The following is a 26,403-nucleotide window of genomic DNA, read 5'->3' as shown; positions in this document are numbered from 1 at the left end:
TGTCAAAAGAGGCAGGGGAGCGGGGAGCAGGGGAGAGAGACTGAAACGGAGCTTGTACTTTGCCCATAAGAGAGCGCCCTCTTATGGGCGGGGCTTCTCAACTCTTGGAGAGGCTGCGCCAACGAACGAGACGCACTCGCGTTCATACCCATGTTCCGCAACGCTTGTCGCAGAGTATTGCGCTTGCTCCCCCAGCGGTGTGAGTGATGAGATGATTCGTGAAGCACTCAGCGAAGCTACTGGGCAACACAGCAACAGTTAGTAACGGCAATGAGTAGCGGCAATTATTTGATTGTGTTGCAGGTTACTAGCATAGAATAACCTGTAATCTATTATTTAGAAGTGCATTGACCAGATTTGAGTTCATAGTAAATGGGCGACCAGTATCACAACAGGCTCGTAAGCGTGGTAAGGGTAATCGGCTTCAAGATTGGAAAAAGACAGTACGACAAGAGGCTGAAAAATACTGGTCTTCGGAACAAAAAACAGCTACTGGGTTGGTTATGCTCCAAATAACCTATTTCTATGATTTTGTTCAAATAGATATAGACAATATAGTGAAGCCTATTCAAGATGCAATTAAAGGAAAGGATTAGCCTACGTCGATGATAATCAAGTAAGCGATCTCCTAGTTAGAAAGAGGAATTTGTCAGGTAACTTTAGAATAGAAAACATGACCTCGACATTGGCGGAAGGTTTTGCCCGTGGCAATGAGTTCTTACATATTGTTGTAATTGATGCTCCTAACCAGGAGGTAATTATTTGATGGAAACTCCAACCGCAAACTTAGAAAGAGAGCGATTGCTGAAATTAGGAGAGGAGTATCGTGAAAAAGGTTATGAAGTTTTTTTTCATCCAAATCCAGAAGACCTGCCTGACTTCCTTAATCACTATCGCCCTGACATGATAGTACGTCGGGGAGAAGAAAATGTAGTTATTGAAGTCAAGTCACGTTCCTCACTTAGCTCTCCTTCTAATCAATACTTGCGTAATTTAGCTCAAGCGGTAGAAAAACATCCTGGTTGGAGATTTGAATTAGTAATGACCAACCCGGAGGATACAACGTATTCTTTCAAAGCTGAGGCTTCTCTTCAAGAACATGAAATAAAATCAGAGTTGCAAGTAGCAAGGCAACTTACAATGCAACATCCAGAATCAGCTATCCTATATTCCTGGTCTTTGCTAGAAGCAACTTTGAGACTTATTGCCCAAAAGGAAGAGCTAAGTTTAGAAAGATTTGATCCACACTACTTAGTAAAGCAATTAGCAACTGAAGGTGTAATTTCCAAATCTGAGTATCAGGTACTAATGAATGCATTGCCATTACGTAATTCTATTGCTCATGGCTTTAAAACTACACCAATTACGCAAAATTCTATATATGAATTGATAGAGCTTACAGAGCAACTCTTGAAAACTCTACACACTGGCGATGAAACAGGCTAACACTGCGTTGGTTGGAGTGGATGGCACTGAGCGATGTCTACGACGGGCTATGCCTACGCACCAAGCATATCAGCCTAAAATAGGGAGTAGTAAATTCCCTACTCCCTACTCCCTTCCTATGCTTCAATAACTACCCGCAGATTGCCCCGTTTTTTCGCAACGCGACAAGCAGTCGTAGTCCCAGAACGCTCAAATTCCAAATCGAGGATGGTGGGGCCGACTCGCAAATTATGAAATGATAGGCGATTAATCGATTCTGGCAAAGCGGGGTCGATGATTCGCAAGCAGTTATTTTGAGCATCAGGCACCAAGTTGACCATCATTTGCAGTAGTTGGAAAATACTACCCGTAGCCCAAGCTTGGGGAGTGCAAGCAACCGGATACTGCACAGGGGCATTATCACCGTTCCGTTCGTAGCCGCAGAAAAGTTCTGGAGGACGTTGATAGGGTTGCTGCTGAGTCATGTCGAATAAACCTTGGAATATTTCTAGGGCTTGATCGATAAGACCGAGCGATCGCAATCCCATTGCAATCAGAGCGTTATCATGGGGCCAAACTGAACCAATGTGATAACCCATCGGATTATAAGCAGGTGACAAACTACTTAGAGTCCGAATGCCCCAACCATTAAACATATCTGGCGCCCGCAACCGTTCTGCTACACTATGAGCTTTTTCGTCTGTGAACAGTCCCAAATGCAGACAATGACCAGGATTTGAGGTAATACTGTCTACTGGCTTGCCTTCTCCATCCAAAGCCAGGGCGCAGAAATCTTGATTTTCCACCCAAAAATCTCGATTAAAACGAACCTTAAGATTTCTGGCCTCCTCTTGCCAACGATCTGCCAAATCAAGCCGCTTCTTCATCCTAGCTATTTCTGCTAGGCGTATTTTTGCAGCATAGACGTAAGCTTGCACCTCACAGAGGGCAATTGGCCCGTTGGCTAATTCTCCCTTGTGGTCTACGATACAGTCGCCAGAATCTTTCCAACCTTGGTTAACAAGACCACGTTTGGATTTACGGAAGTAGCTGAGGTAACTGTTTTGTTTGGTATTGCGATCGATCCACTCCATTGCAGCTAGAGCATTGGGCCAAAGTTGCTCTAAGAGTTCTTGATCGTAAGTCCAAGCATAATGTTCGGCATAGAGCATCAGCCACAAGGGAGTAGCATCAACTGTACCGTAGTAAGGTGTATGGGGAATTTCTTGACAACGAGCCATTTCTCCCAAACGTAACTCGTGCAAAATCTTACCCGGTTCTTCTTCGCGCCATTCGTCGTCTATTTTACCTTGGTATGTCGCCAGTAATACCAGGGTTTCCTTAGCTATTTGCGAGTTTAACATCAGGCTTTGAGAAGCTGTAATCAGCGAATCTCGCCCAAATAATGTTGAAAACCAAGGTACTCCAGCGGAAACAGTCTTATGCTTACCAAAAGACTGGCGCAACAAATACATATCTTGTTCAGCCCGCTCAATCACTCGATTGAAGGTACTTTTATCTGAGCTAATGCGGGTAATTTGTTGTACCCAGTGTTGTTCCTCCATCCACTCAGCAGCTTTTGCCTGTCCTAATGTGGTGGCGGCGCTCACGGTTGAACTGGACTGGTTGTTTCTCAACATATTCACTCGGTAGCCCAGTTTTTGAGTTTCGTGAGAAGCCAGCTCAAGCTGCCAAACCGCAGTGTAACCCTTGAAATAGTCTGGTTGCCGATGCTGGAATAGAATCCGGGATTCCATCACCGAGCCATCCAAACCTTGATAGGCAAGTGTTAAAGATTCTTCTCTATAGGCAGATGGCTCTTTAGACACTGGTGCAACACCATCAATGTGAGAAGATGTTCCTTCCTCAGTCGTCGGTTCTACTAGGCGTAAAAGCCGACCTCGTTTTTCTCTGTCATAGCCCCGGACTTCAAATAAATCAACAAAATCCGCATCAAAGCTGATGGTTAGTTCAAAATTGACAGTGGTTGTGCTGTAGTTAGATACTTCTATTTCTTCAAATAATGCTCCATTCAGCACAATTTCTCGGCGAATTCCGATAGTCTCGGCTTTCAGACGATCGTCGATTCTGGGGGTAGTACACAAAACTGAGAGTGAAAACCCTTTTTCGGCAGTACTACTGAGGAGTACAGGCGATCGCCCTTCAATTTGTAACTCCAAGCGATTCAGAAATCTCGTATCACAACAAAACAGTCCCATACTGGGATTGCCATCGTTGAGGGAACAGCCAGAAATATTCCCGATAGTATCTGTCACAAAAAATAAATCATCATCTTTAACCGTCAGTGTCGGTTGCGATCTTTCAGCCACAACACAAGGCCACTCCGGGATCGGTAATTGTTCGGCAGGAATAAAAGTTTTTCCATCCAGAAAAATTTTTTCTGGGGTGATTAGCGTATCCGGTGTCATTAGCCAAAATTCCGTGTACAGGTCTATATTTTTGTGGTATTTGAAGTAGAGGTCTTTAATCCTCACAACTTGCAGAAAAAAGACTCTTTCTAAAACTTGTTTGAGCCATTCTAGCCAAAATAATTCTTACGTACTGCTGATAAAATAGCAGCCCTCAAATCCATATAAGTAAATATTGATAAATTTATATTGTATAAGTCTAAACTCAATACTGAAAACTGAGAATTTTGAGATAATTCCTTAGTTGTTGAACTTTTTCAATATACAAGGCATAAGTCTACTCAGCAAAAACGCGAAATTCCTAGTTTTGGTTGGGTAAAGACAGCATTTGTTCCCTAAGTGATTATACGATTTTGTCTTGAATATCTTTGGTCTTTGATAAGACAAATTTATGATATTTAATTAACTAATTATGGGAAAATAGATCAATTTCCTCCCCGTATGGGAGATGTAAAATATATCCTCTGTACATCATCATACCCTGAGTATAGCCCTGTGAAAAAGATTCTGATTCTCACAGCTAATCCCAAAGACACGGATAATTTACGCCTAAATGAAGAAGTACGAGAAATTCAAGCAGGCTTAGAACGGGCACGCAAGCGAGATCAGTTTGAAATTATCTCCCGGTGGGCGGTACGCCCTGACGATTTGCGACGGGCTTTGTTGGACTATGAGCCACAAATTGTCCATTTTTCGGGACATGGGGCGGGTACTCAAGGATTAATTTTAGAAGACGGCGCGGGAAAGATGCAACTAGTTAGCGCTCAATCTTTGGCGCGGTTGTTCAAGCTTTTCCAAAATAAAGTTGAGTGTGTATTATTAAACGCTTGCTATAGCGAGGTGCAAGCAGAAGCAATTTGTCAACACATTGATTATGTAGTTGGGATGAATCAGGCAATTGGGGATGACGCCGCAATTAAATTTGCCGTTGGGTTTTATGATGGATTAGGTGCTGGGCGATCGCTAGAAGATGCCTTTGAGTCAGGCTGTATTGCGATGGAATTAGAAAGTATTCCGGAGTCAGCAACACCAATACTCAAAAAACGAGCTTCATCCGGGGAAAAAGTGCTGACAACGCCCCAAAGTCGCATTTTCATCAGCTACAAACGCAACGCCGAACCTGATGAAACAGTAGCGCTACAAGTCTTTCAATCACTTAGTCAACAACATCAAGTGTTTATCGATCAAGCGATGCTGGTGGGTACGCCTTGGGCAGAAAGGATTGAAGCTGAATTGCGTCGAGCAGATTTTTTGATTGTTTTTCTCTCCGAACGAGCTGTTCATAGTGAGATGGTGGAAGCCGAGATTGCCACAGCATACAGTTTGGCAAAAGAACAGGGAGGACATCCCCTAATTTTGCCAGTGCGTCTGGACTATCAAGAACCGTTTCAATATCCATTGAGTGTTTATCTCAACGGCATCAACTGGGCATTGTGGCAGGAAGATGAAGATATGCCCAATTTAATTGAAGAGTTAAAACGGGCGATCGCAGGTGATACTCTTTCCATCAGTACAGAACAATCCAAAGCCGACTTGCTGCAAATTTCGCCACAACCATCTTTACCGCGTCCATCTCCCTTTGCTCAACCAGTACCTCTGGAGATGCCAGAGGGGACAATGGACTCAGAGTCTCAATTTTACATTGAGCGTCCCCAGGATGCGATCGCGATCGCCACAATCGGACGACGAGGAGTCACTTTAACAATCAAAGGCCCACGGCAGATGGGCAAAAGTTCGCTGTTGATCCGGGTGATTGATGCGGCGATGAAAGTCAACAAGCAGGTGGCGTTCCTGGATTTTCAATTATTTGACCAAAATACCCTCACCAATGCAGACATTTTTTATCAGCAGTTTTGTACAGTTTTAACCGAACAACTGGGAATACCTAATCGAACTGAAGAATTCTGGCAGCAAGGTGCAGGTAACAATCAGCGTTGCACCCGCTATATGGAATCCTATCTCCTCAAAGAAGTTGGTGGTTCCTTGGTGCTAGCAATGGATGAAGTGGATCGGATGTTTGATGCTGAGTTTCGTTCCGACTTTTTTGGGATGTTACGCAGTTGGCACAATAACCGCGCTTTACCGACGAAGCGGATTTGGAAACAATTTGATCTGGCGCTGGTGACTGCTACCGAACCCTATCATCTGATTGCCAACCTGAATCAATCGCCCTTCAATGTCGGCGAAGTTCTCCTACTTGACGATTTTACACCAGAACAAGTTGCCGACCTCAATCAAAGGCATAGTTCACCATTGACGCGGTTGCAAGCAAGCCAACTGATGGCATTATTGCATGGTCATCCTTATTTAGTGCGGCGATCGCTTTATCTAGTTGCGAGTCAGCAGATTTCAGTAGAGGAATTGTTTGCTCAAGCAATTAGCGATCGCGGCCCCTTTGGCGATCACCTGCGTTATCATCTATTCCGCATCTACGAAAAAAAAGACCTAGTACAAGGATTTCTGCAAGCAATTCGTAACAATACCTGTCCAGATGAGCGAATTGCCCGATTATTGAGTGCAGCTGGTTTAGTCCGGCGTGAAGGTCACATAGTTGTGCCGCGCTGTCAACTTTATGCCGACTACTTCCGGGAGCATTTGTATGGCTGAACCCACCATTTACACCGTTGGCGGTACTGTCCAGGCAAATGAACAGGGGTTGTATATTCCCCGACAGGCAGATGCAGAACTACTAGCACTGTGTCGTGCTGCTACCTTTGCCTATGTCCTGACTCCTCGCCAGTTGGGAAAGTCTAGTCTGATGATCCGGACGGCAGAACAACTGATAGAGGAAGGCGTGCAATGTGTGATTATCGATATCAGTGGTGAATTGGGTGTTAATTTAACTGCGGAACAATGGTATAAAGGATTACTCACTGTTATCGCTGATCAGTTGATGCTGACAACTAATCTAGAGCAGTGGTGGCAAACACATTATCACCTTGGAGTCACACAACGGCTGACAAAATTTTTTGTAGAAGTACTATTGACAGAAATCAATGATTGTGTAGTAATTTTTGTTGATGAAATTGATACTACCCTCAGCCTAAATTTCACTGATGATTTTTACGCAACAATTCGTTATTTTCAGGTTGCCCGTGCCACAAATCCCGAATTCCGTCGTCTTTCTTTTGTTTTGATTGGTGTAGCAACACCAGGCGATTTAATCCGCGATCCGAAGCGTACACCCTTCAATATTGGACAACGGGTAGATTTGACAGATTTTACCTTCGAGGAAGCGCAACCCCTAGCAGCAGGTTTGGGATTACCCATTGAGACTGGACAAAATGTGTTGCGATGGGTTTTGAAATGGACAGGCGGACATCCGTATTTAAGTCAGCGTCTTTGTCGGATAATCGCCGATCGCCATCAAGCAAACTGGTCGGAAGCCGAAGTTGATCGCGTTGTTGGTAGCGAGTTCTTGGGCACAGCTAGCGAACAAGACAATAACTTACAATTCGTGCGAGATATGCTGACCAAACGGGCACCACATCCGTTGGAACAAGAAGTACTCAACACTTATCTTCAAATCTACCGAAGCAAATCTCTCGTAACTGATGAAGAACAGTCACTCGTCAAGTCTCACCTGAAGCTATCTGGAGTTGTGCGACGAGAAAACGCACTGTTACTAGTAAGGAACCGAATTTATCGTGAGGCTTTCAATTTACGCTGGATTCAGAAACATTTACCTAAAAGCTTGTGGCAACGGTTGAAACCCGCGATGCCTCTGATTACAAGCTTATTTGTCTTTTCAATTGCTATGGCGGCGATCGCAACTTATGCAGAAGTTCAACGCCAAGAAGCTAATTCACAACGTCAAAAAGCGGAAGTTCAACGTCAGAAAGCGGAGCAGAGCGCTAAGAATGCTGAAAAGCAGGCAGATTTTGCAGAACAGCAACGGCGAGATGCAAACGAACAACGCCGAATAGCATTAAAACACGCCAAAACAGCTAGAGATTATGCTGTAAGAGCAAAGGAGGAAAGTCAGAAAACTCTGTTGGCTTTGCAGGAGATAGTACAACAACGCCAGATTGCAGTAGATGCCAAAAAAATTGCCGAACAACGCCGTCAACAGGCAGAAACAGCCCAAAAAGCCGAAGCACAACAACGCCTAATTGCAGTAGCAGCTAGCAAAGTTGCCAAACAGCGCCGACAACAGGCAGAAACAGCCCAAAAAGCCGAAGCACAACAACGCCTAATTGCTGAACAAAAAACGAAAGAAGCACTTACAATAGATTTGTCATCAAAAGCTCTAGCTTTTCGCGATGTTTCCCCTCAGCACAGTCTGCTTCTAGCTGTTGAATCTTTGAAAACGGGTGTCTTCCCTCCCACAGAGAATTTTGCATTATTACGTCGATTGCTGGATGAAATTGGTGGTACTCCGTTGATTGGGCATGAGAAACCAGTAGTTGCTGTTGCCTTTAGCCCGAAAGGAAACTGGTTAGCGACAGGAAGTAAAGATGGAAAAGTGCGGCTTTGGGATAAGCTGAATCCTGATAAACCCGCCATTGTTTTGCTAGGAAATGTCGGTGAAGTAAAGACTGTTGCTATTAGCCCTGATGGAAAATGGTTAGCGGCGATCGGTAAAAATACCAAGATTCAACTTTGGAATCTCACTGCACCCAACTTTGCCACCAAATCACTAATCCTGGAAGGACACGGAAATACAAAAAACCAGAGAATTCCCGATCCAATAAACGCATTATCATTTAGTCCTGATAGTAAGTGGCTGGCTACAGGAGGTGGAGACACCAGCATCAGACTTTGGGATTTGACAACTCAAGTGCCTGCTGCCAGATATATACTACAGGGACACAATACTCCTATTGGGCACATCGTTTTCAGTCCTTCTGGGCGATGGTTGGCTACAGGTGAAGCAGATAACCTTGGAGCAGATAGCATTAATGTACGGTTATGGAATATGACAGCTATTAGCTCCTCTGCCACACCCATAATCTTAAAGACTAGTGAATATTCTGAGAATAATATTCGGGGACTGACTTTTAGTCCTGATGAAAAGCGTTTGGCAGCTGGTATATCCTACTCTGTGCAAGTGTGGGATTTAACCTCTAAAAACTTAGCTACTACCCCAGGCACGATCATAGGTATAAATAATGGGTGGATTCATTCCATTGCCTTTAGCCCTGATAGTCGTTGGTTAGCAACAGGTAGCGGTGACTTAAAGTTGTGGGATATCCGGAGTTTAGATTCTTCGCAGCCCAAATCCCCAAACTGTGAGCCTGACACAGATTATTCGGTTTGTCGCTTTATTTTGCGGGGACATAGCGCTGCTATTGTTGGAGTAAATTTCAGCCCTGATGGAAAGCGACTAGCAACAGCCAGTCAAGACGGAACAGCTAGGTTGTGGAATATCACTGACCTCTTAATATCACCTATCGTTCTTCAAGGACATGAAGGATGGGTTAATAGCCTGACTTTTGACGCGGAGGGGCAATGGTTAGCAACTGCTAGCGAAGATACTCAAGCCCGACTTTGGAAAGTTTCCAACGTTTTGAATGACCCAATTGTTTTATCGGGGATTAAAGATGGAGTAGGAGTACGGGCAAATGCAATCAGCCCTGATGGCAAGTGGATAGCATCTGCTGGCGGCGACAAAATCATTCGACTGTGGAACGCCACTGATCTGCTGCGTCCACTTATCTCGCTAGCCGGACACACATCTGATATCTACAGTTTAGCTTTCAGCCCCAATCGGCAATGGTTAGCTTCAACTGGCTCTGATGGGACTGTCCGGTTGTGGGATATGACTAATCCTACTGCACAGCCACATATCCTCGAAGGGCCAAGTTTCTGGAGTATGGCATTCAGTTCTAGTGGTAGATGGTTAGCCGCCGGCAGCTACGACGGAACCGTGCGATTATGGGACATGAAAAAGCCCAGTCTACCAACTGAGCCCAGCTTTGTGCTAAAGACGCAAAACTATGGAGTGCGATCGCTTGCTTTTAGTCCAAATGAGCGTCGGTTGGTTACTGGTGGTAATATAGCGGGTTGCAGTGACAGAAATACTTTGGTTTGGGATTTAACCAAAAAGAATCCTAATCCCAATCCCATTTCTCTATCTGATCACTGCGATGTCGTTTCAGATGTAGCATTGAGTCCTAATAGTAAGTGGGTAGCAACAGCAAGCTGGGACGGTACAGCTAGACTGTGGGATCTCACCGCTAGCAATCCCTCAGCAAAGCCAAAGATTATTAAGTTTAATCCAGTTGATCGCGTTTCTCAAGTTGCCTTCAGTCCAGATGGTCAGTGGTTGGCTGCTGGTTCTTGGAATTATCAGGTGCAGTTACAGGATATGAATAATCTTGCCAAAGAACCGGATCTGCTGACTGGACATCGAGGGCGTGTTTTTGGTGTAGAATTCAGCCCTGATAGCCAATGGCTAGCAACCTCCAGTGAAGACCATACGATCCGCCTGTGGAATCCCACTGACAGCACTGCTGCACCCATTGTTCTACGCGGACATGATAGCGGTGTTGAGAATTTAGCCTTTAGCTCTGATAGTCGTTGGCTGCTCAGTGGTAGTAGTGATGCGCGTCTGTGGCGAGTGTATTTCGATAATAATGACTTGCTCAGTATCGCTTGTCGCACAGCAGGTCGCAATTTAACTCCGCAAGAGTGGCAGCAAGCTTTTGGCGATCAGCAGTATCATAAAACCTGTCCAAATCTACCTTCCAAAGAAATACAATCTTCTGGTGAGTCAACAGATGATTCCTTTGGTGGTTTCATCTGGCAAAAATTTCAAGAAGCGATCGCTACTTTAACACCCTAGTATGAAAGCTACAGTGTACGAGTACCTTGAAGATGGGGAGTGCAATTCGTTAAATTTTGTAAATGAAACTGCACGCACTCCTCCTAGTTGGTAACAAAGTGTTGCGATTGCTTTGGCGAAAAGCGCTTTTTAGCGTTCTTTACATATTGCAACTGTCTATTTAACTTGAGAGTCCCTTGGAATTTGTACAATGCAGCTGTGACGTGAATCTGATCGAGGTTGAGCGTTTAACAATAATTCATGAGCATTTCGACTTTTGTGCTGAGTGATCTGCTAAAGTCCCTCCCCTACTTGCGGCCCCAGCTATATTTTAAGGCTTCACTAACGGCGCTCTCCCACGCGATGGAAGATCAAGTTTTGGCTGCGACTTTAGCTCAACCCCTTGTAATTGCTAGTTTCCAGCGAGAGCGATTCTACCGCCAAGAAGCTCATCGCTACCTGCGACTTGCTTTACGAAGCAATCAAATATACGTATTATCTGCTCCAGAAACGGATTTTACCAACAGTTCGGAACACTACGAAAAAGTGGCTTTTGAGCCAACGGATGGCTTAAGTCAAGAGTGGCATTTGGTAGTGATTGCTGACAATTATGCTACTTGCCTGGTTTGCCGAGAAAACCTTGGTTCTCTTGCCAAAAACAAGCAAGTACCAGAACTAAGCCCTAATCTGGATATAGATACAGCCCGAAGATTTGAGGGAATTTGGACATCGGAAAGGGGAGTTAGCCTCAAAGCAGCCGAATTGCTGTTAGATAGGGTTTTGGTTTACAGACCAGAACTAGCAAGTAAAATTCAACAGGCACGTCAGAGGTTTGGCATCGGGGAGCCACGAAACTATTCTGGAGCCGAACAGGTAAACGAATATGCTTGTGACATTGATACAGATCCCTTTGTGCAGCGCTTAGTAACTTATTTACAAGCTAGTCAGTACAAATTGCACAAAGCCTACCGTTCTATTGCTGCCCAAGCACGAAAAGAACGATTAGTCAACTCAATTAGTACTGCCATTCGGCGATCGCTCGATCCTCACGAAGTTCTCCAAGTGGCGGCACAAGAATTAGGGCAACACCTAAAAGCTTGTCGCTGTTTAATTTACCGCGCTCAAGCCACAGATAGCCGAGCGATAATTGAACACGAGTTTTTGACCCCCGGTATTTTATCTGTTTGTGGGCAAACCTGGGAGTTAGAGAAAAATTCCCTATTTCGGGACATCGTAGAACAAGGCGAAGGTGTTTGTGTCAGCGATACGCTGAGTGACCCTCGCGTTACCAAATCGCCAGGACTTTCCACGATCGCCAAAAAGTTTGCCATTCGTTCTTGGCTGATGGAACCAGTATTCTATCAGGGGCGATTATTGGGGATTGTGGAGTTACATTACTGCCGAATGCCACCGCACGAGTGCCAACCTGGGGAATTGGATTTGGTAGAAGCGATCGCTACCCAAGTAGGAGCAGCTCTCATCCAAGCGGAAGCTTACGCTAACCTAGAAGAACTTAACCAGCAGCTAGAAGCCCTAGATCGCACCCGCAGCAACCTGATAGCCATCACCGGACACGAACTGCGTACCCCCCTATCCACAATTCAAGTGTGCCTCGAAAGTCTCGCTAGCGAACCGGATATGCCCTTGGAGTTGCAGCAGGTCATGCTCAACACCGCTCTTTCCGACTCGGAACGGATGCGAAAACTGGTACAAGATTTTCTGACACTTTCCAACTTGGAAAGCGGTCGGGTGGAATGGCATCCAGAATCTCTCACCTTACAAGAATGTGTGGATTTAGCACTCAGCCGAAATCGCACGCGTTCCTCAACAGAAAAGCCGCCCCAAATCAAGACTCAAATTGCCGAAAACCTACCTCTGGTCAGAGCTGACGGTGATTGGCTAGTCGAGGTACTGGCAAAACTCATGGACAATGCTTTGAAATTTACGCCACCCCAAGGAGAAATCACGATTAAAGCGATTTCCAACAGCCGTCAAATGGTCGAGGTGACTGTCGCTGACACTGGACGCGGCATTGAACCAAATCGTTTAGAAATAGTTTTTGACCGCTTCTATCAAGAAGAGGGAGCGCTGCGCCGCACCACTAGCGGAACTGGACTTGGTTTAGCAATTTGCCGTCAAATTGTTAATGGCTGGGGTGGGCAAATTTGGGCAGAGTCAACTGGCAAAGACCAGGGTAGTCAGTTTCACTTCACCATCCCGATTGTTAAAAGTAGCCAAGAGGAAAAGCGGACAAAAGTCAAGAGTAAATAGGTATTAGTCCTTTGTCATTAGTCATTAGTCATTGGGCATTGGGCAAAACAGTTCCGAGTTTCGAGTTCCGAGTGCTGAGTAAAGAGTCAAGAAGTGAGATTCCCCACTCAGCACGGGCTAAACGCCCCGCTTCCGCTAACAGCACTCAGCACTCCTGAAGGGCATGGGGCATTAGTTTTTAACAAATGACAAATGACAAATGACTAAAAACTGTTACAGTCTATGACGCGATCGCAATATGATCCTGGTTGCGGTGTTAGGATTCCCTAAAAACGTTGAGAGAATCATCTTTATGGCAGAAACACTCTCTGGACAAATCCCGCTATTTGCTGGCAGCACTGGTGGCTTGCTAAACAAAGCAGTAGTTGAAGAAAAGTACGCTATCACTTGGACTAGCCCGAAAGAGCAAGTATTTGAATTGCCTACAGGTGGTGCTGCTATTATGTGGAAAGGTGAAAACCTGCTGTATATAGCTCGTAAAGAATATGGCATCTTTTTGGGCGGTCAGCAACTTCGTAAACTCAAAATCACAGATTACAAAGTTTACCGGATTTTACCCAACGGAGAAACTACCTTACTTCACCCAGCCGATGGTGTCTTCCCCGAAAAAGTAAATGAAGGTCGTGAAAAAGTGCGTTATGTCCCACGCAGCATTGGGGAAAATCCCAATGCATCACAACTCAAGTTCAGTGGTAAAGCTACCCACGACGTATAGGGACTAGGCATTGGGGACTGGGGACTGGGGACTGGGAACTGGGGACTGGGTATTGGAAAATCCTTCTAATACCCAATCCCTAATCCCTAATCCCTAATCCCCAATGCCCCATGACGGCAGTTGCTTCTCCCTTGGCGCTAGCCTCTCCCTTTGGGAGAAGGGGAGACGCTGCGCGAACAAGTCGGGAAACCGCAAGGGCGCACTGCCTCCCCAATGCCCAATGCCCCATCCCTTAGCTATTTATGGTATTCCCCGATTTCTTTGAATTTTCTCAGCTAGCTTTACAAGGCAACTTCGTCCCGGTATATCAAGAATGGGTGGCAGACTTAGACACGCCTGTATCCGCTTGGTATAAAGTCTGTGCGGGTCAGCCTTATAGCTTTTTGTTGGAATCGATAGAAGGTGGAGAAAAACTGGGACGCTATAGTTTAGTGGGCTGCGATCCGCTGTGGGTTTTGGAAGCAAGGGGCGATCGCACGACTCAAAAAAACCGCGATGGTTCGCAGGTGGTTTTTACTGGCGACCCTTTTACAGCTTTAGCCGAATGTTTAGCACCTTATCACCCAGTAAAATTACCACAGCTACCGCCAGGAATTGGCGGTTTGTTTGGGTTTTGGGGCTATGAATTAATTCAGTGGATTGAGCCGCGTGTGCCTATTTATCCACCAGATGAGCGGAATATCCCTGATGGATTGTGGATGCAGGTAGACCACTTGTTGATTTTTGACCAGGTGAAGCGGAAAATTTGGGCGATCGCTTATGCTGATTTACGTGACCCGAATGTAGATTTCAAAGCAGCATATCAACAAGCTAGCGATCGCGTCACCCAAATGCTCGAAAAGCTATCTCTACCCTTATCGCCACAAAAAACTCGATTGGAATGGAATCCGCCAGGGAGCAGGGGAGCAGGGGCGCAGGGGAGCAGGGAGCAGGGAGCAGAGGAGTATAGGAGTAATTTTACTCGCCCTGATTTTTGTGCCAGCGTTAAGAAGGCGAAAGATTACATTAAAGCAGGTGATATTTTTCAAGTAGTAATTTCCCAACGACTATCAACAACATACACAGGCGACCCTTTTGCCCTTTATCGGTCGCTACGTCAGATAAATCCTTCGCCTTACATGGCTTACTTTAACTTCCAAAATTGGCAAATCATCGGTTCTAGTCCTGAAGTGATGGTGAAAGCCGAAACCGATGCAGATGATGGAGTAACAGCGACGGTACGGCCAATTGCTGGGACGCGTCCACGGGGTAAAACCACTAAGGAAGATGCAGCCTTCGCTGAAGATTTACTCCAAGACCCCAAGGAAATCGCCGAACACGTGATGCTTGTGGATTTAGGGCGGAATGATTTGGGGCGTGTTTGTCAAAGCGGTAGTGTTAAAGTCGATGAATTAATGGTGGTTGAACGCTACTCCCATGTAATGCACATTGTTAGCAATGTTGTGGGTAAATTAGCAGTTGGTAAAACAGCATGGGATTTACTAAAAGCTTCCTTTCCAGCAGGTACGGTAAGCGGCGCACCCAAGATTAGGGCGATGGAAATTATCCACGAGTTAGAGTCTAGTCGTCGCGGTGTTTATTCCGGTGTGTATGGATATTACGATTTTGAAGGACAATTAAATACTGCGATCGCAATTCGCACAATGGTAGTGCATGATAATACGGTCAGCGTACAAGCCGGTGCCGGTTTGGTGGCTGATTCTGAGCCAGAAAAAGAATACGAAGAGACGCTGAATAAAGCTAAAGGTCTATTAGAGGCGATTCGTTGTTTGCGTTGAAGTCGGGACTAAATTAGGTCTAAAAACAACCGGGCCAATTAAATCTTTTTGGGGATAATCAAAATCAGTTTTCATAAATAAGTTTGTCTCTAAATTGCTTTATTCGTCAAGTGAAGAAAATTCATAAATCTCATAATGTCTTCTTTAAAGGCTGGTTAGCCATCCAATCAAACCGTGTCCGGTGAGAACTTCTACAGCTATAAGTGAAACAAAAGCAATCATTGCCAAACGACCATTGAGTTCTTCGGCATATTTGGTGAATCCTATCTGTGGAATTTCATCAACATAAACTTTGGGTTCAATCGCAAATCTATTGAGTTGACCGCGTTCGTTAATCGTAAAGCCTTTACTTGCCATTTTTGACTCTTTGTTTTTGCTAATTATAACCAAATGTTAACTATTGTAAATATTTTTTACAACTACTTGACATAGAACTAAAAGTAGTAAAACCCGTACTCATTCAGGAGTGCCGAGTGGTGAGTAACCCCATAGATAAATCTAGGGGATTGAACTAAGGACGCATTAAATATGCGCTACGCATCTCGAAATAAATATTTATTTCTTCTTCCATGCTTAAAAGCTCTTTCTTCAGACCCTTCTGTGCTGAGTGCAATTATTACTTTATAACTGGGCACTCATAACTGGGCACTCAGCACTGTTTCGGTGAGTAGGGCATTTCGGATTTGTGCGAGAACTAGGCGATGTCTATGGTCGGCTGTGATGCTCGATAGCGAAGCATCTTTTTTATGAAAATTTAATATCTACGATGGCTACGCCTAAGCTCTTGGAAGTGAATTCACACAAAAGCACCAATTGGGTTAAATCTAACCTCAGTAAAACTTATAAGTTGTATAAGCAGAAATTATCAATATATAACTGAGAAGGTATTGCTTATTTGTAACAAACTTGTTATGTTTCTTTACATAAAGATACAAGAACAGCATCAATGCGTTAAATCACTGTTAATCAAGGCTTTCTAAATAACTATGCAGTTGAGCCTGCAATGTGCTTTGCCAAGTATCTAAACTCAATGGCAACAGTATCACCATGCCTTTATTAGAGCTATGTCTACAACAGGCTTTTTAGTGATGCCAAAACTACTGAGTGCCTTTATTAACACTTAAACGCATTTCTCATCTGGCTTTGCACATTTGATTTTTCACATTTCGGTAGAACTGTAATTTTCTTTTTGGAATTTCTGCTATGTCTTTTACCATCCAGTCGGCTCAAAGTATTTTTCCCGGCACCCTAATTGCTGATGTTGTTCCAACTGTCGTCGAATCATTCTCTAAGCTCAATGCTGAAGATCAACTAGCATTACTTTGGTTTGCCTATACCGAGATGGGTAGAAGTATTACGGTTGCTGCCCCTGGGGCAGCCAACATGATCCTCGCACAAGGTTTAATGGAACAAATTAAGCAGATGCCTTTTGAGACTCAAACGCAAGTCATGTACGATTTGGCTAACCGTGCTGATACTCCCCTCTGCCGTTCCTATGCATCCTTCACCGTGAATATCAAGCTGGGCTTCTGGTATCAGTTAGGAGAATGGATGGCCCAGGGAATCGTTGCTCCGATCCCCGAAGGTTACAAGCTTTCTCCTAAAGCTGCTGATGTGTTGCAAGCCATCCGCAATGCTGATTCTGGTCAACAAATCACCATCCTACGCAATACCGTACTCAATATGGGATTTGATCCGAATGCTCCCGGAAGTTACAAAAAAGTCTCACAACCTGTGGCTCCTCCTACTGCACTAGCGTTTCGGACTAAAGTCACCATTGAGGGCATCAACAATCCTACGGTACTTGGCTATATCAACAACATGAATGCCAATGACTTTGAGGCTGCGGTTTCTCTGTTTACTTCCGAAGGTGCTTTGCAACCTCCCTTTGAAAGACCGATTGTTGGTCAGGAGGCAATTCGCGCTTATATGCGTGAAGAATGCCAGGGATTGAAGATGCTCCCAGAGCGCGGCGTATCTGAGCCTGTGGAAGATGGTTATACCCAAGTTAAAGTTACAGGCAAAGTCCAAACCCCTTGGTTCGGTGCCAGTGTGGGCATGAATATTGCATGGCGGTTTTTGCTAGATCCCCAAGGCAAAATATTCTTTGTAGCGATTGACTTGCTGGCTTCTCCTAAAGAACTGCTGAACCTAGTACGTAAATAGAGGGCTAGATTAGTTGCTGCTTAAGCGTGGATGAGTAAACGAGCGTAGGCGTAGCGCGTCGTAGACATCGCAACCTTGCCACGCTTAAGCGAAAGAAACTGATAACGGCTTCTTTGGTATCTTCATGTTGCGATCGCTCTTGCAAAAAGTCAGGTTTTGAAGCGTTGATGTTAATTCTACAACCAAAATTGGCGATCGCCATTCAGCGAATTTGGGACAATACCTTGTAACCGCCTATAGGCTATACGGTCAGATCCATACAGTGGAACGGGTAAGCGTGGCTCTTTCAGCGCTCCATGATGGAGCAAGGTGAGTTTCAGCGTTGCTTCTATTACATCCTCAATGGGTGCTTGGTGTCCTTTCTCATGTACTTTCAAACGTAGAGGATAAGGTAAGCCCATATTTTCAGAGGGTAATTTAGTAGTTACTAAAATCACTTCACGAGAGGACAAACGAAGTGCTAACCCTTGTGTGGGTGCTTTCACAACTGACTGATAATAGTTATATAATCTGGGAATACCAGACTTAATACACTCTACAAGAATAAACTTAGAATTAATTGCTTTGGCTCTTTCCTGCAAATATTCAACTTCATCACCACAAAAGCGTCCGTCACGGTAAATTAGTACAGTTTTTTCGCTGATATCAGCAGATGGGAGAAACCTTTCTAATGTTTGTTTATCAATTTCTTCACCTTCTGTTGAAACATCTTCTAACCTATAACGAATAAAATCCCCTTGTTTACCGTACAAACGAATACTTGCACACACATTTATGCTACCGACGGTTTTCTTTTTGGGTTTTCTGGAAATATCCAAGCCGATAAAATAATCAGCAATCCCTAAAGGTTCAGCTAGAATAAAAGGCGAATTTCCTAACTTTGCTAAAATTCCTACTATTACTTGATTGAGGATATTTTTATAATTGCTAGGATCTTTCAAAGTATCCTCATAGATTACTTGGCTTACTATCTCAGGGTTACTACGTCGGAGTAGCCTTGAAGAAACAAAAGTATATAAGCTCCCATCATCACTATTATCAGCATGGTGATCGCTCTGTGGTAAAAAGGTCAAAACAATATCAGTAGGGATAGCTATTAAATCATCAAGGGCTTTCTCCACTTTAGCTCTGGCTTCGGCACTGCTTAAACTATTGATTGAAACGGCTTTTCTTCTATCCTCATCAATCTCAAGGCTTTCAAAGCCATAGTCTTTTAAGCGTTGTCGAAGTTGCTTAAGAAAAGATATATCAACTTTAAAATCGCTTATTTTAAGTACTGCAATGCGAATTTTTCTGGAAGTATCTTGATAATCTTTGTGACGGCAATAAACGCCACCTATAGATAGCCCCTTTAAAACCTCATTTCGCTTTCGGGTCACATTCTTGCCAAATTGAAGTAATGTGTCTTCAAGTTTGAAGGTAGGTACTAAGAACAATTCTGGATACTTCCCGTTGTTAATACATTTAGCGGCTAATTGAAAACCATAGATAGCTAAAGCTTTTGTAGCTTCTTGTTTGGATGAAGCTAAACGATTTTGCCGTTCTTGATAAGGAATTTTAGTTTGCTTTCGTAAATCACTATACTTTACTTCAAATAAGTCAGCGGTTTCTTCTGTAACACAGGGAATTAAAGCAGCCATTGGATATGGATATTGTTGTTTATCCTTACCAAATTGAATAGTAACTACAGGTTGATCATCTGGTGCTGCTTCCGGTTCAAGTTTTTGTTTACTAATAGCTCCAGTCGCTTTTTGAAAAAGCTCTTCTCTACGCTCTCCAAAAGTTCCTGCAAGAGCCACAATTGTAGCAGAGCTTTTTTTTTCAATATCTCTAACCTTTAAGCCAATCAAAAGCTTATTTGGATCTTGTCGATAGGGATGATTTTCGTAAAACTCAGCTAAATCACCTTTGAAAACAAAAGAACTGTGAATTGTAAAAGCGATCGCAGGATGTAAAATATCTTTTATTTCTATTGTTTCTGCCCAAAAATCTACTTCACGTTTGACTTCCACCTTATTTTCAGACCAAATAGTATCAGATGAAAAAGGTCGTCTAACTTTCAAGACCCTTACAGCTAATTGAGCCAATATAGAAGCAGAAGCTGTTATTTGTGGTTGGCTTACCCACTGAATTGAGTAAGTGCGATCGCCAATATCTTTTTTCAAGTCGTCTTGAATTTCTGTTAAAGCTTTTCGCCATTCATCTAAATTTGGCATTGGTTGATCGGGTTTAGCTAAAACCCAAAAATTACCATCTGAAAAAATGACTATAATATCAGGGAATTTCTGACTAAACCGCCAACTAAAGCGATTACCTATTTTAGTATCGACTCGGGGAGTCAGTCGAAAGCAAATTAAGTTAGGTTGAGGAATATTTAGTAAAAATATTTCCGACAAAAATATTGGGTATACATTAGTTTTTAGGGGGGATTGAAGCACACCAGCAGTCATGTAGAAACCTCTGATATAGTAAATTCACAAATTGAGTTAAACGGACAGTAGCGACAACTTACACCTGGATTTTGGGGAAATATTTGACTGAAATCAGCAAAATTTTTACGGTAGCGTCTCAAATCTTCTTGATGTCGTTCAGCTATTAAAGCGAGTTCTATCTGAAAAGCCTTAAGAGTGTTAGGTGTTGCGCTGATAGGTTCTGACCAGTTACCATTTTCTAAGTTATAAAAAGACGCTACTGCTTTTTGCTGGGGGTATCGGTAACTAGCAGCTAGTAAATAAATATACCCTTGTCGCCGATCAAAATCAGAGTGGCCAGTTTTGAAATCTAAAATGTGCAAAGTATCATCTTCTTCGGCAAAAATGCAGTCAATCGCAGCAAAGAAGTTAAAAGATTGATTACCCTGCTTAATCAAAATTGGTTCTGGAAAACCCTCATCACCTCGGCTAAGTTGAATAATTTTTTTCTCAGCAAGAATTGGATTTTGCTGGTAGTTTGTCAGTATCTGAAGTACTCTTTGCTGAACCAAATCTGACTCTTTTTGCAATTCCAGAATCTCTATCATTTGTTCTACAGCGTCTTCTTGATGTAACATCGGGAAGTTTTCATGAAATTCATAAACCCCCCTTTGTGCTAGTAATCCAATTCTTTGAGGAGTGCTATCACTTGTCAAGATTGCTGCAACCGCAGGTTCTCGCGATCGCGCTTTTGTAAAACCTCGTTTCATGTCGCAGTGTAAGTGTTCTTTTCCTATAAGTGGAGAATACTGCAACCATAGGTTGTAGCTGGCAAATGGTAGCCAATTTTGGCTCATTGATGTCAAGTCCCAGAATTTAGCAGAGAAAAAAGTTTTACTTGGTTAGGATTTCGTAGATTGCTGTATATACACCAATCTCGGTTGCCATTTCCAAAGTACGCAAGCCTTCTAGCATCTGTTCCGCAGCCTTTATGAGTTGTGGATTGCAGCTTGATTTTTGAATTTCTTCAAGCAGAACTGGTAAAGGTCTACCAAGAGAGAAACTGATTTAACAAACTGGCGTCATCTTTATGCTATGCAAGATGATCTTGGTGTAACAATATCCAATCTCATCAATCGTTTGCAAGACCTTGGTTGGATTTATATTCCTGAAGGTTCTAAGCAAATCTATCCTAGAAAAATAGAATCAGCAGAATTTTAAGAAAGAATGTGTTTGTTATGAATAAAGAAGGTGAGGAGTAAAAAGTGAACATCTTCAGAAAATATCAATTTTATAGCAAAGAACAAATTGAGTTAAAAGCTAATGAAGTTTTAAGAATTATGGAGGTTGAGAATTTTCCTCCAAAGTGGCCTTTTGAGGCTAGTCGTGCTGCTGATGCTTTGGCAATAATGATTGACTGGCAAAGTATACCTCCTGATACTCAGGGGCTTATAGTAGCAAAGATTCTTCCATTGCAAAGAAAGATTGTACTTAATGAATCTATTCCACAACTAAGTGGAGGATTTGAACAATCTACAATCGCCCATGAAATTGGACACTGGGTACTTCATGTCAATCAAGATGAAGCGGATGGGCTTACAGAACAGTTAGAATTAAATCTAGGACTAGAAGATGTCACAAAATATTTTTTGTGCCGCACTGTAGATGCTAAAACTAGCCAGATAAATATGAATAGCCAGTTAGAGAATATTGAATGGCAAGCTCAGTTTTTTGCGAGTTGTCTGTTAATGCCTTTACACATTCTAGAGGCTACACGGAAAGGACGTGATTTAACTAACTGGAAACATCTTTATGCTATGCAAGAGGAACTTGGTGTAACCATATCTAATCTTGTTTATCGCCTACAAGACCTTGGTTGGATTAACATTCCCAAGGGTTCTAAGCAAATATATATCGGTAAAGCTGCACCGAATGGGTAGACAAATTTATTTAATAAGTAAAGTGCGATCGCTCTCTATCATCTCCTGACAGCGATCGCACCCACACAGCACTAAACTAGAAAGTAAGATGCTCAGAATAGCCTATGAACGCCACGACAACCACTTTCCCTTCTACACTCAAATTGAAAATTGACTTGAGCGATGAACAGTTCTTCCAAATGTGTCAGAAAAATAGTAATTATAGATTTGAGCGCACAGCATCAGGGGAAATATTAATTATGCCACCTACAGGTAGTGACACTGGCAGACGTAATGTTAAAATTACCACTCAATTAGATATTTGGAACTCTGAGAGTAGTTTAGGCGAAGTTTTTGACTCTTCAACTGGTTTCACCCTACCTAATGGTGCAGAACGTTCTCCTGATGCTTCTTGGGTGAAAATTGAGCGTTGGAATGCTTTAACCCCAGAACAACAAGAAAAATTTGCCCCGATTTGTCCTGATTTTGTAGTAGAGTTGCGTTCTCGTACTGATTCCTTGAAAGAATTGCAAGAGAAAATGCAGGAGTATATCGAAAATGGCACTCAATTAGGCTGGTTAATTGACCGGAAAAACAAGCGAGTAGAAATTTATCGTCCAGGTAAAGATATAGAGATATTAGACAATCCTGCTAGTTTATCAGGAGAAAATGTACTACCTGGGTTTGTGTTGAATTTACAGCAGATTATGTAGTTTTATTGATTAGGATAGATATAGCGCATTTCAAAACGACTTTGTTCCCAAAGTGGTATTAAAACCTGTTTAGCAGCATTTAACTGAGCTTGTGAAAAAGAGATTTTACCATTTTCTATAATCCAAATAAATATCCGAGTGATTAAATCTGCCTTAAAACTATTCTCGTATTCACTATTATTTATTCTTACTGCTTGCCGATCTAAGCAATCTATAGCATATTTAAAAGTCAAGTTTTTCCAGTCTGTGGAATTGCTATAATTTTCTTCTGACGAATTTTTCCAGTCAACTCTCCGCAAATTTCCGAAAATATAGTCTATGCCTGTTATCGAAGAATCTGTGTTACGCACTAAATTTGTATAAGCTTGGTAATATGGTTTCAATAGCGAAGCTGCAATATTTTCTACATAGATATGTAGCCAAGATTGTATGTCACGAAGATAAGGTATTAAATCTCTGATATTATCAATTTCTTTAATCAGCAAACGTTCACTTCTGTAATTTGTTATTTTTGCTAGCAATTCAGCTTCAGATAATTGAGACTTTTCTGAGTAGTAATTAATCACCTTGGGAATATATTGATCTAATAACCACTGTTTGGTATATCTAGCTGTCCAAGTTCCTCGTACTCCAATATCTTGTTGCCATAAGTTAAATTTAGCTGTTTCAATAGATTGTAAATTCAGATCATTTAGTTCGTAGATGATGTTAACTTGATTGCTAGGGAATAAAGATAAATTACTGTAAAAGTTGGAAAAGATAAATGCATGATCGCGAATTCCTCGACTCACTCGAATTGATATATTTTCTCTATGAAATAGATGCCATTCTGACTTGCCTTTCTTATAATCAAATTCCTTAGCAAACTGCTGCATCAACTCCCATAATTCTTGTCTTACAGAAAAAAGGATAAAACCGCGAATTTCTGATAAGTTTACGAATTCAAAATCCCATGTTTCTAGAGTATTCTCAAATTCAATTATTAAATTTTGATATTCTTGAAAAACTTCATCAATACACAAACACAAGTCTTTTGCTTCTAATTTTGATAAAATGACTGTTATTTGACCCAAATTTACTGTAAAATTATCTTTATCTAATTCTTTCAAAAAACGACGACAACCCCAATTTGCTTGAGTGTGTAATCCAGTCATTAATTGACCTAAAATATCTTGATGATTTAAGTGAATTTTTAGACCTTTTAAAAGAATACTACTGAATTTTATTTGACAATTACCTTCTCCAAAAGCTTTGGGTAGATTACAGGCGATCGCTACTTTTGGTTTCACAACAACTAAGTTGTAGCCTTCTCGCGTTATAGAAGGCTCAAAATCACATTTTTCTAAAAAATACTGTAAATCTGGATTGCGTATAATTAATTTTTCTATTAAGTTACATTGAGTATATGTCAAAATACTGGCTGTATTTTTATCGATATTTTTAACTAAATCAAAATTGAGTTTATTATAAAATTTTGAGGCGACATCGTTATTTTTTAAGGTATCTATATTTAGATCAAATACTAATTCTTCTCGATTGTAATGCAAACACTGAAAAACCTTGATTTCATATCCGTTAGTCACAATAAAAAATAGTGTTTTAAAATGATTACTATAAAATTTAGCTTGCTCAATAGCCTCATTTAACTTAGTTTTTTGCGGTTCTATCGCTTCCACGAAAATCAGTGATGTATCTGTATTTTGTTTCTTAATATCATCTGTTGCAAAATAAATCTGAGCAATTTCTGAATTCTTGGCGTAGGTTTCCGATTGATATGTTTTCAAAGAGTATTCACGATGACATATCTCTGGATAGCAGAGATGGTGGAACATTGGCAAAATCAACTTTTCTTTTACATCATCTTCATTTCGTAAAACACGATGGTCAAAACCTTGTATCCATGTAATGAATTTTTTAATTGACTCTGGAATCGTCATCAGATAATCTACCTGCTTGTATAAACTTGCTATGCCTTATTTTGTTCGTGTAATTAGCAATTTATCAAGTCAGTTTGGATTATGTCGTGATTGTAGATACTAGAATGGAAGCATTCAGCTGAAACTTAGCCTTGGCAAAACCTACACCAATAAAAGTTACTGCCGTTAAAATTAAAAATCTGGTGAAAATCAGGTAAGTAAAATTAATTAATTGTGTATAACAATAATTTTGGGCAACGCATAATAAATTTCTGGAGATGTCTATGAGACAAGAAGGAGTTAGGAGTCAGAATATAGAATTTTCCTGACTCTCTGCACTTCTTATGCCCAATATATCTATTTATTCTCTTTGGGTAGCGATCGCTAATTTAGCTCCCGGAACCTGACGTACCCGATCCATCACCGCCACCACCCGACCATAATCAACTTTTTCATCAGCATTAATAATTACTAACACTTCTGGGTTAGAACCAACTAAAGTCCGTACTTCCGCTGTTAAATCATCAACTGCAATTGGTTTACGGTTCAGGCTTACCTGTTCTTTTTCATCTACCGTAATGGTAATTTTAGTAGGAACTTGCTGTTGTTTAGCTGTGGCGGCCTTCGGTAAATTTACTGGCAAACCTTCAGAACGTGTTAAAAACAGAGTTGACATAATAAAAAATGTCAAAATTGCAAAAATCACGTCAATCATCGGCACGATGTTGATCTGTAGTGGCAGCTCTGGTTCATCTGGTAGACGCATACGTTTTTTCTCCTCGTTCATAGCGACGGCGGTAAAGTAATTCTAGCTGTCCCCCATACTCCTGAATTAGTGCAATTTGCCGTTGGTACAATCCCCGGAAGGTATTGGCAAACATGAGTATGAATATAGCAACTATTAATCCTGATGCTGTTGATACTAGAGCCTCACTAATCCCAGCGGTAACACTTGCCGTTTTGCTACCTCCTACATCACCAAGATTTAGGGAAGCAAAAGAAGCTATCAATCCTAATACTGTGCCGAGAAGACCTAACAGTGGTGCCAGACTAATGATTGTCTCGAAAAGGTTTTGGAAACGTTTTAACACAGGTATTTCAGCCTGCGATTCGCTTTCTAACGCCAAACGAAACTCTTCCGGGTTTGGCTCCTCTAATTCTAAAGCCGCTAGAAAAATCCGGGCAAGTGGCAAATCTGCGTTTTTCTGAAGTTTATCCATTGCACCGACAACATTATCGAGACGGTAGAGATTCAACACATCTCGCACCACCCGGTTTTGACGCTGATTAATTCTTGCCCAAAACCTAATCCGCTCGACGATCAGTGCCACACCTACTACCGAAAACGCCAGCAGGGGCCACATGACGATACCACCTGCTGCAAACAAATTCTGAATTTCCATGTTCTTAAAACGTGATCAACAATACACAGTAAGACTACCAGAATCTAGAGAAAAGCTGAAACTTTTTCTCAATAAAGTTTAGAATATAATGAGAATTTTTTCAAATCAAATCATCATAATTTTGATTTACTTTAGGATTTATCCTAGTACAGTTCGGCGTAAATAAACCACCCATTCAAAATCAATGAAACGCTTGCGCTGTATGAATTTTTAATTTTGAATTCCGCCTTGCGGTACTAGTGTCATATTTTTTTAGTAAAAATTGTCCAATATCAGAGGGAGCTATTACCTTAAAAGGGTTTTTCGACTTCATCTCTTTGAGGCTTATACGAGAGCAAACGATGTCTACGACGGTCTACGACGGTCTACGTCTACGCTGCTTTCTCATTACAAATGTTTGGCGGCAACCACTTTTTTATCCACTTACAATAATAGTCATTAGACCCGTCCTAAAACTTGCAAGCAAGTATATATAAGGCTTTGAGACCGCC

18 protein-coding genes are annotated in these 26,403 nt (G+C 42.1%); 10 read left to right on the top strand and 8 right to left on the bottom strand.

Annotation, left to right across the window (positions count from 1 at the left end):
- Nucleotides 1–347 precede the first annotated feature (347 nt).
- The gene (locus RMY63_RS23485) at nt 348–596 is read left to right on the top strand and encodes a RusA family crossover junction endodeoxyribonuclease (protein ID WP_322731019.1); all 249 of its coding nucleotides are present in this window, start codon (nt 348–350) and stop codon (nt 594–596) included.
- A gap of 169 nt (nt 597–765) precedes the next feature.
- Nucleotides 766–1,446 (top strand): hypothetical protein, encoded by a 681-nt coding sequence (locus RMY63_RS23480; protein ID WP_322731018.1) that lies wholly within the window; start codon nt 766–768, stop codon nt 1,444–1,446.
- A 116-nt stretch (nt 1,447–1,562) separates the two neighbouring features.
- Here the strand turns inward: RMY63_RS23480 and RMY63_RS23475 are convergent, their stop codons facing one another.
- Nucleotides 1,563–3,854 carry an amylo-alpha-1,6-glucosidase gene (locus tag RMY63_RS23475; protein ID WP_322731017.1) on the bottom strand — a complete coding sequence of 764 codons (2,292 nt, stop codon included), beginning with the start codon at nt 3,852–3,854 and terminating at the stop codon, nt 1,563–1,565.
- A gap of 495 nt (nt 3,855–4,349) precedes the next feature.
- Between RMY63_RS23475 and RMY63_RS23470 the strand changes: the two genes are divergently transcribed.
- The 5 genes from RMY63_RS23470 to trpE all read left to right on the top strand — a co-directional run bounded on the left by RMY63_RS23470 (nt 4,350) and on the right by trpE (nt 15,384).
- A complete protein-coding gene (locus RMY63_RS23470) occupies nt 4,350–6,461 on the top strand; it encodes an AAA-like domain-containing protein (RefSeq protein WP_322731016.1) in 2,112 nt (703 codons plus the stop codon).
- A complete protein-coding gene (locus tag RMY63_RS23465; protein WP_322731015.1) occupies nt 6,454–10,641 on the top strand; it encodes an AAA-like domain-containing protein in 4,188 nt (1,395 codons plus the stop codon). The genes RMY63_RS23470 and RMY63_RS23465 overlap by 8 nt, the downstream gene beginning before the upstream one ends.
- Before the next feature lie 240 nt (nt 10,642–10,881).
- The gene (locus RMY63_RS23460; RefSeq protein ID WP_322731014.1) at nt 10,882–12,891 is read left to right on the top strand and encodes a DICT sensory domain-containing protein; all 2,010 of its coding nucleotides are present in this window, start codon (nt 10,882–10,884) and stop codon (nt 12,889–12,891) included.
- A gap of 292 nt (nt 12,892–13,183) precedes the next feature.
- Nucleotides 13,184–13,606, top strand: coding sequence for a photosystem I reaction center subunit II (locus RMY63_RS23455; protein ID WP_322731013.1), 423 nt, complete (start codon nt 13,184–13,186; stop codon nt 13,604–13,606).
- A 242-nt stretch (nt 13,607–13,848) separates the two neighbouring features.
- On the top strand, nt 13,849–15,384 hold the full coding sequence (gene trpE / locus RMY63_RS23450; protein ID WP_322731012.1) for an anthranilate synthase component I: 1,536 nt from the start codon (nt 13,849–13,851) through the stop codon (nt 15,382–15,384).
- Nucleotides 15,385–15,528: 144 nt separating this feature from the next.
- On the opposite strand, the gene RMY63_RS23445 is transcribed toward trpE, so the two are convergent.
- The gene (locus tag RMY63_RS23445; protein ID WP_322731011.1) at nt 15,529–15,741 is read right to left on the bottom strand and encodes a chlorophyll a/b-binding protein; all 213 of its coding nucleotides are present in this window, start codon (nt 15,739–15,741) and stop codon (nt 15,529–15,531) included.
- Nucleotides 15,742–16,587: 846 nt separating this feature from the next.
- Here RMY63_RS23445 and RMY63_RS23440 point away from each other — a divergent pair.
- Entirely contained in the window at nt 16,588–17,550 is a 963-nt protein-coding gene (locus RMY63_RS23440) for an orange carotenoid protein N-terminal domain-containing protein (protein ID WP_322731010.1), read from the top strand.
- A 4-nt stretch (nt 17,551–17,554) separates the two neighbouring features.
- On the opposite strand, the gene RMY63_RS23435 is transcribed toward RMY63_RS23440, so the two are convergent.
- The 3 genes from RMY63_RS23435 to RMY63_RS23425 are packed head-to-tail and all read right to left on the bottom strand — an operon-like array spanning nt 17,555 to nt 20,818.
- Nucleotides 17,555–17,752 (bottom strand): hypothetical protein, encoded by a 198-nt coding sequence (locus RMY63_RS23435; protein ID WP_322731009.1) that lies wholly within the window; start codon nt 17,750–17,752, stop codon nt 17,555–17,557.
- Nucleotides 17,727–20,000: a Piwi domain-containing protein gene (locus tag RMY63_RS23430; protein ID WP_322731008.1), complete on the bottom strand. Its 2,274-nt coding sequence runs from the start codon at nt 19,998–20,000 to the stop codon at nt 17,727–17,729. Before RMY63_RS23430 ends, RMY63_RS23435 begins: the two co-directional genes overlap by 26 nt.
- Nucleotides 19,997–20,818, bottom strand: a complete 822-nt coding sequence (locus RMY63_RS23425; RefSeq protein ID WP_322731007.1) for a PD-(D/E)XK nuclease family protein — start codon at nt 20,816–20,818, stop codon at nt 19,997–19,999. Before RMY63_RS23425 ends, RMY63_RS23430 begins: the two co-directional genes overlap by 4 nt.
- A 408-nt stretch (nt 20,819–21,226) precedes the next feature.
- Between RMY63_RS23425 and RMY63_RS23420 the strand changes: the two genes are divergently transcribed.
- A complete protein-coding gene (locus tag RMY63_RS23420) occupies nt 21,227–21,901 on the top strand; it encodes an ImmA/IrrE family metallo-endopeptidase (RefSeq protein WP_322731006.1) in 675 nt (224 codons plus the stop codon).
- A gap of 104 nt (nt 21,902–22,005) precedes the next feature.
- A complete protein-coding gene (locus RMY63_RS23415; RefSeq protein ID WP_322731005.1) occupies nt 22,006–22,593 on the top strand; it encodes a Uma2 family endonuclease in 588 nt (195 codons plus the stop codon).
- 2 nt (nt 22,594–22,595) lie between these two features.
- Here the strand turns inward: RMY63_RS23415 and RMY63_RS23410 are convergent, their stop codons facing one another.
- The 3 genes from RMY63_RS23410 to RMY63_RS23400 all read right to left on the bottom strand — a co-directional run bounded on the left by RMY63_RS23410 (nt 22,596) and on the right by RMY63_RS23400 (nt 25,912).
- Complete coding sequence (locus tag RMY63_RS23410; protein ID WP_322731004.1) at nt 22,596–24,530, bottom strand: type I restriction enzyme HsdR N-terminal domain-containing protein; 1,935 nt, start codon at nt 24,528–24,530, stop codon at nt 22,596–22,598.
- A gap of 340 nt (nt 24,531–24,870) precedes the next feature.
- Nucleotides 24,871–25,275, bottom strand: coding sequence for a biopolymer transporter ExbD (locus RMY63_RS23405; protein WP_322731003.1), 405 nt, complete (start codon nt 25,273–25,275; stop codon nt 24,871–24,873).
- A complete protein-coding gene (locus RMY63_RS23400; RefSeq protein WP_322731002.1) occupies nt 25,259–25,912 on the bottom strand; it encodes a MotA/TolQ/ExbB proton channel family protein in 654 nt (217 codons plus the stop codon). The genes RMY63_RS23405 and RMY63_RS23400 overlap by 17 nt, the downstream gene beginning before the upstream one ends.
- Nucleotides 25,913–26,403 lie beyond the last annotated feature (491 nt).

The sequence above is a fragment of the Nostoc sp. ChiQUE01b genome (assembly GCF_034531255.1).
Classification (GTDB): Bacteria; Cyanobacteriota; Cyanobacteriia; order Cyanobacteriales; family Nostocaceae; genus Nostoc.
Note: the sequence above shows the minus strand (reverse complement) of the source record. Positions and strands in the feature narration are given on the sequence as shown.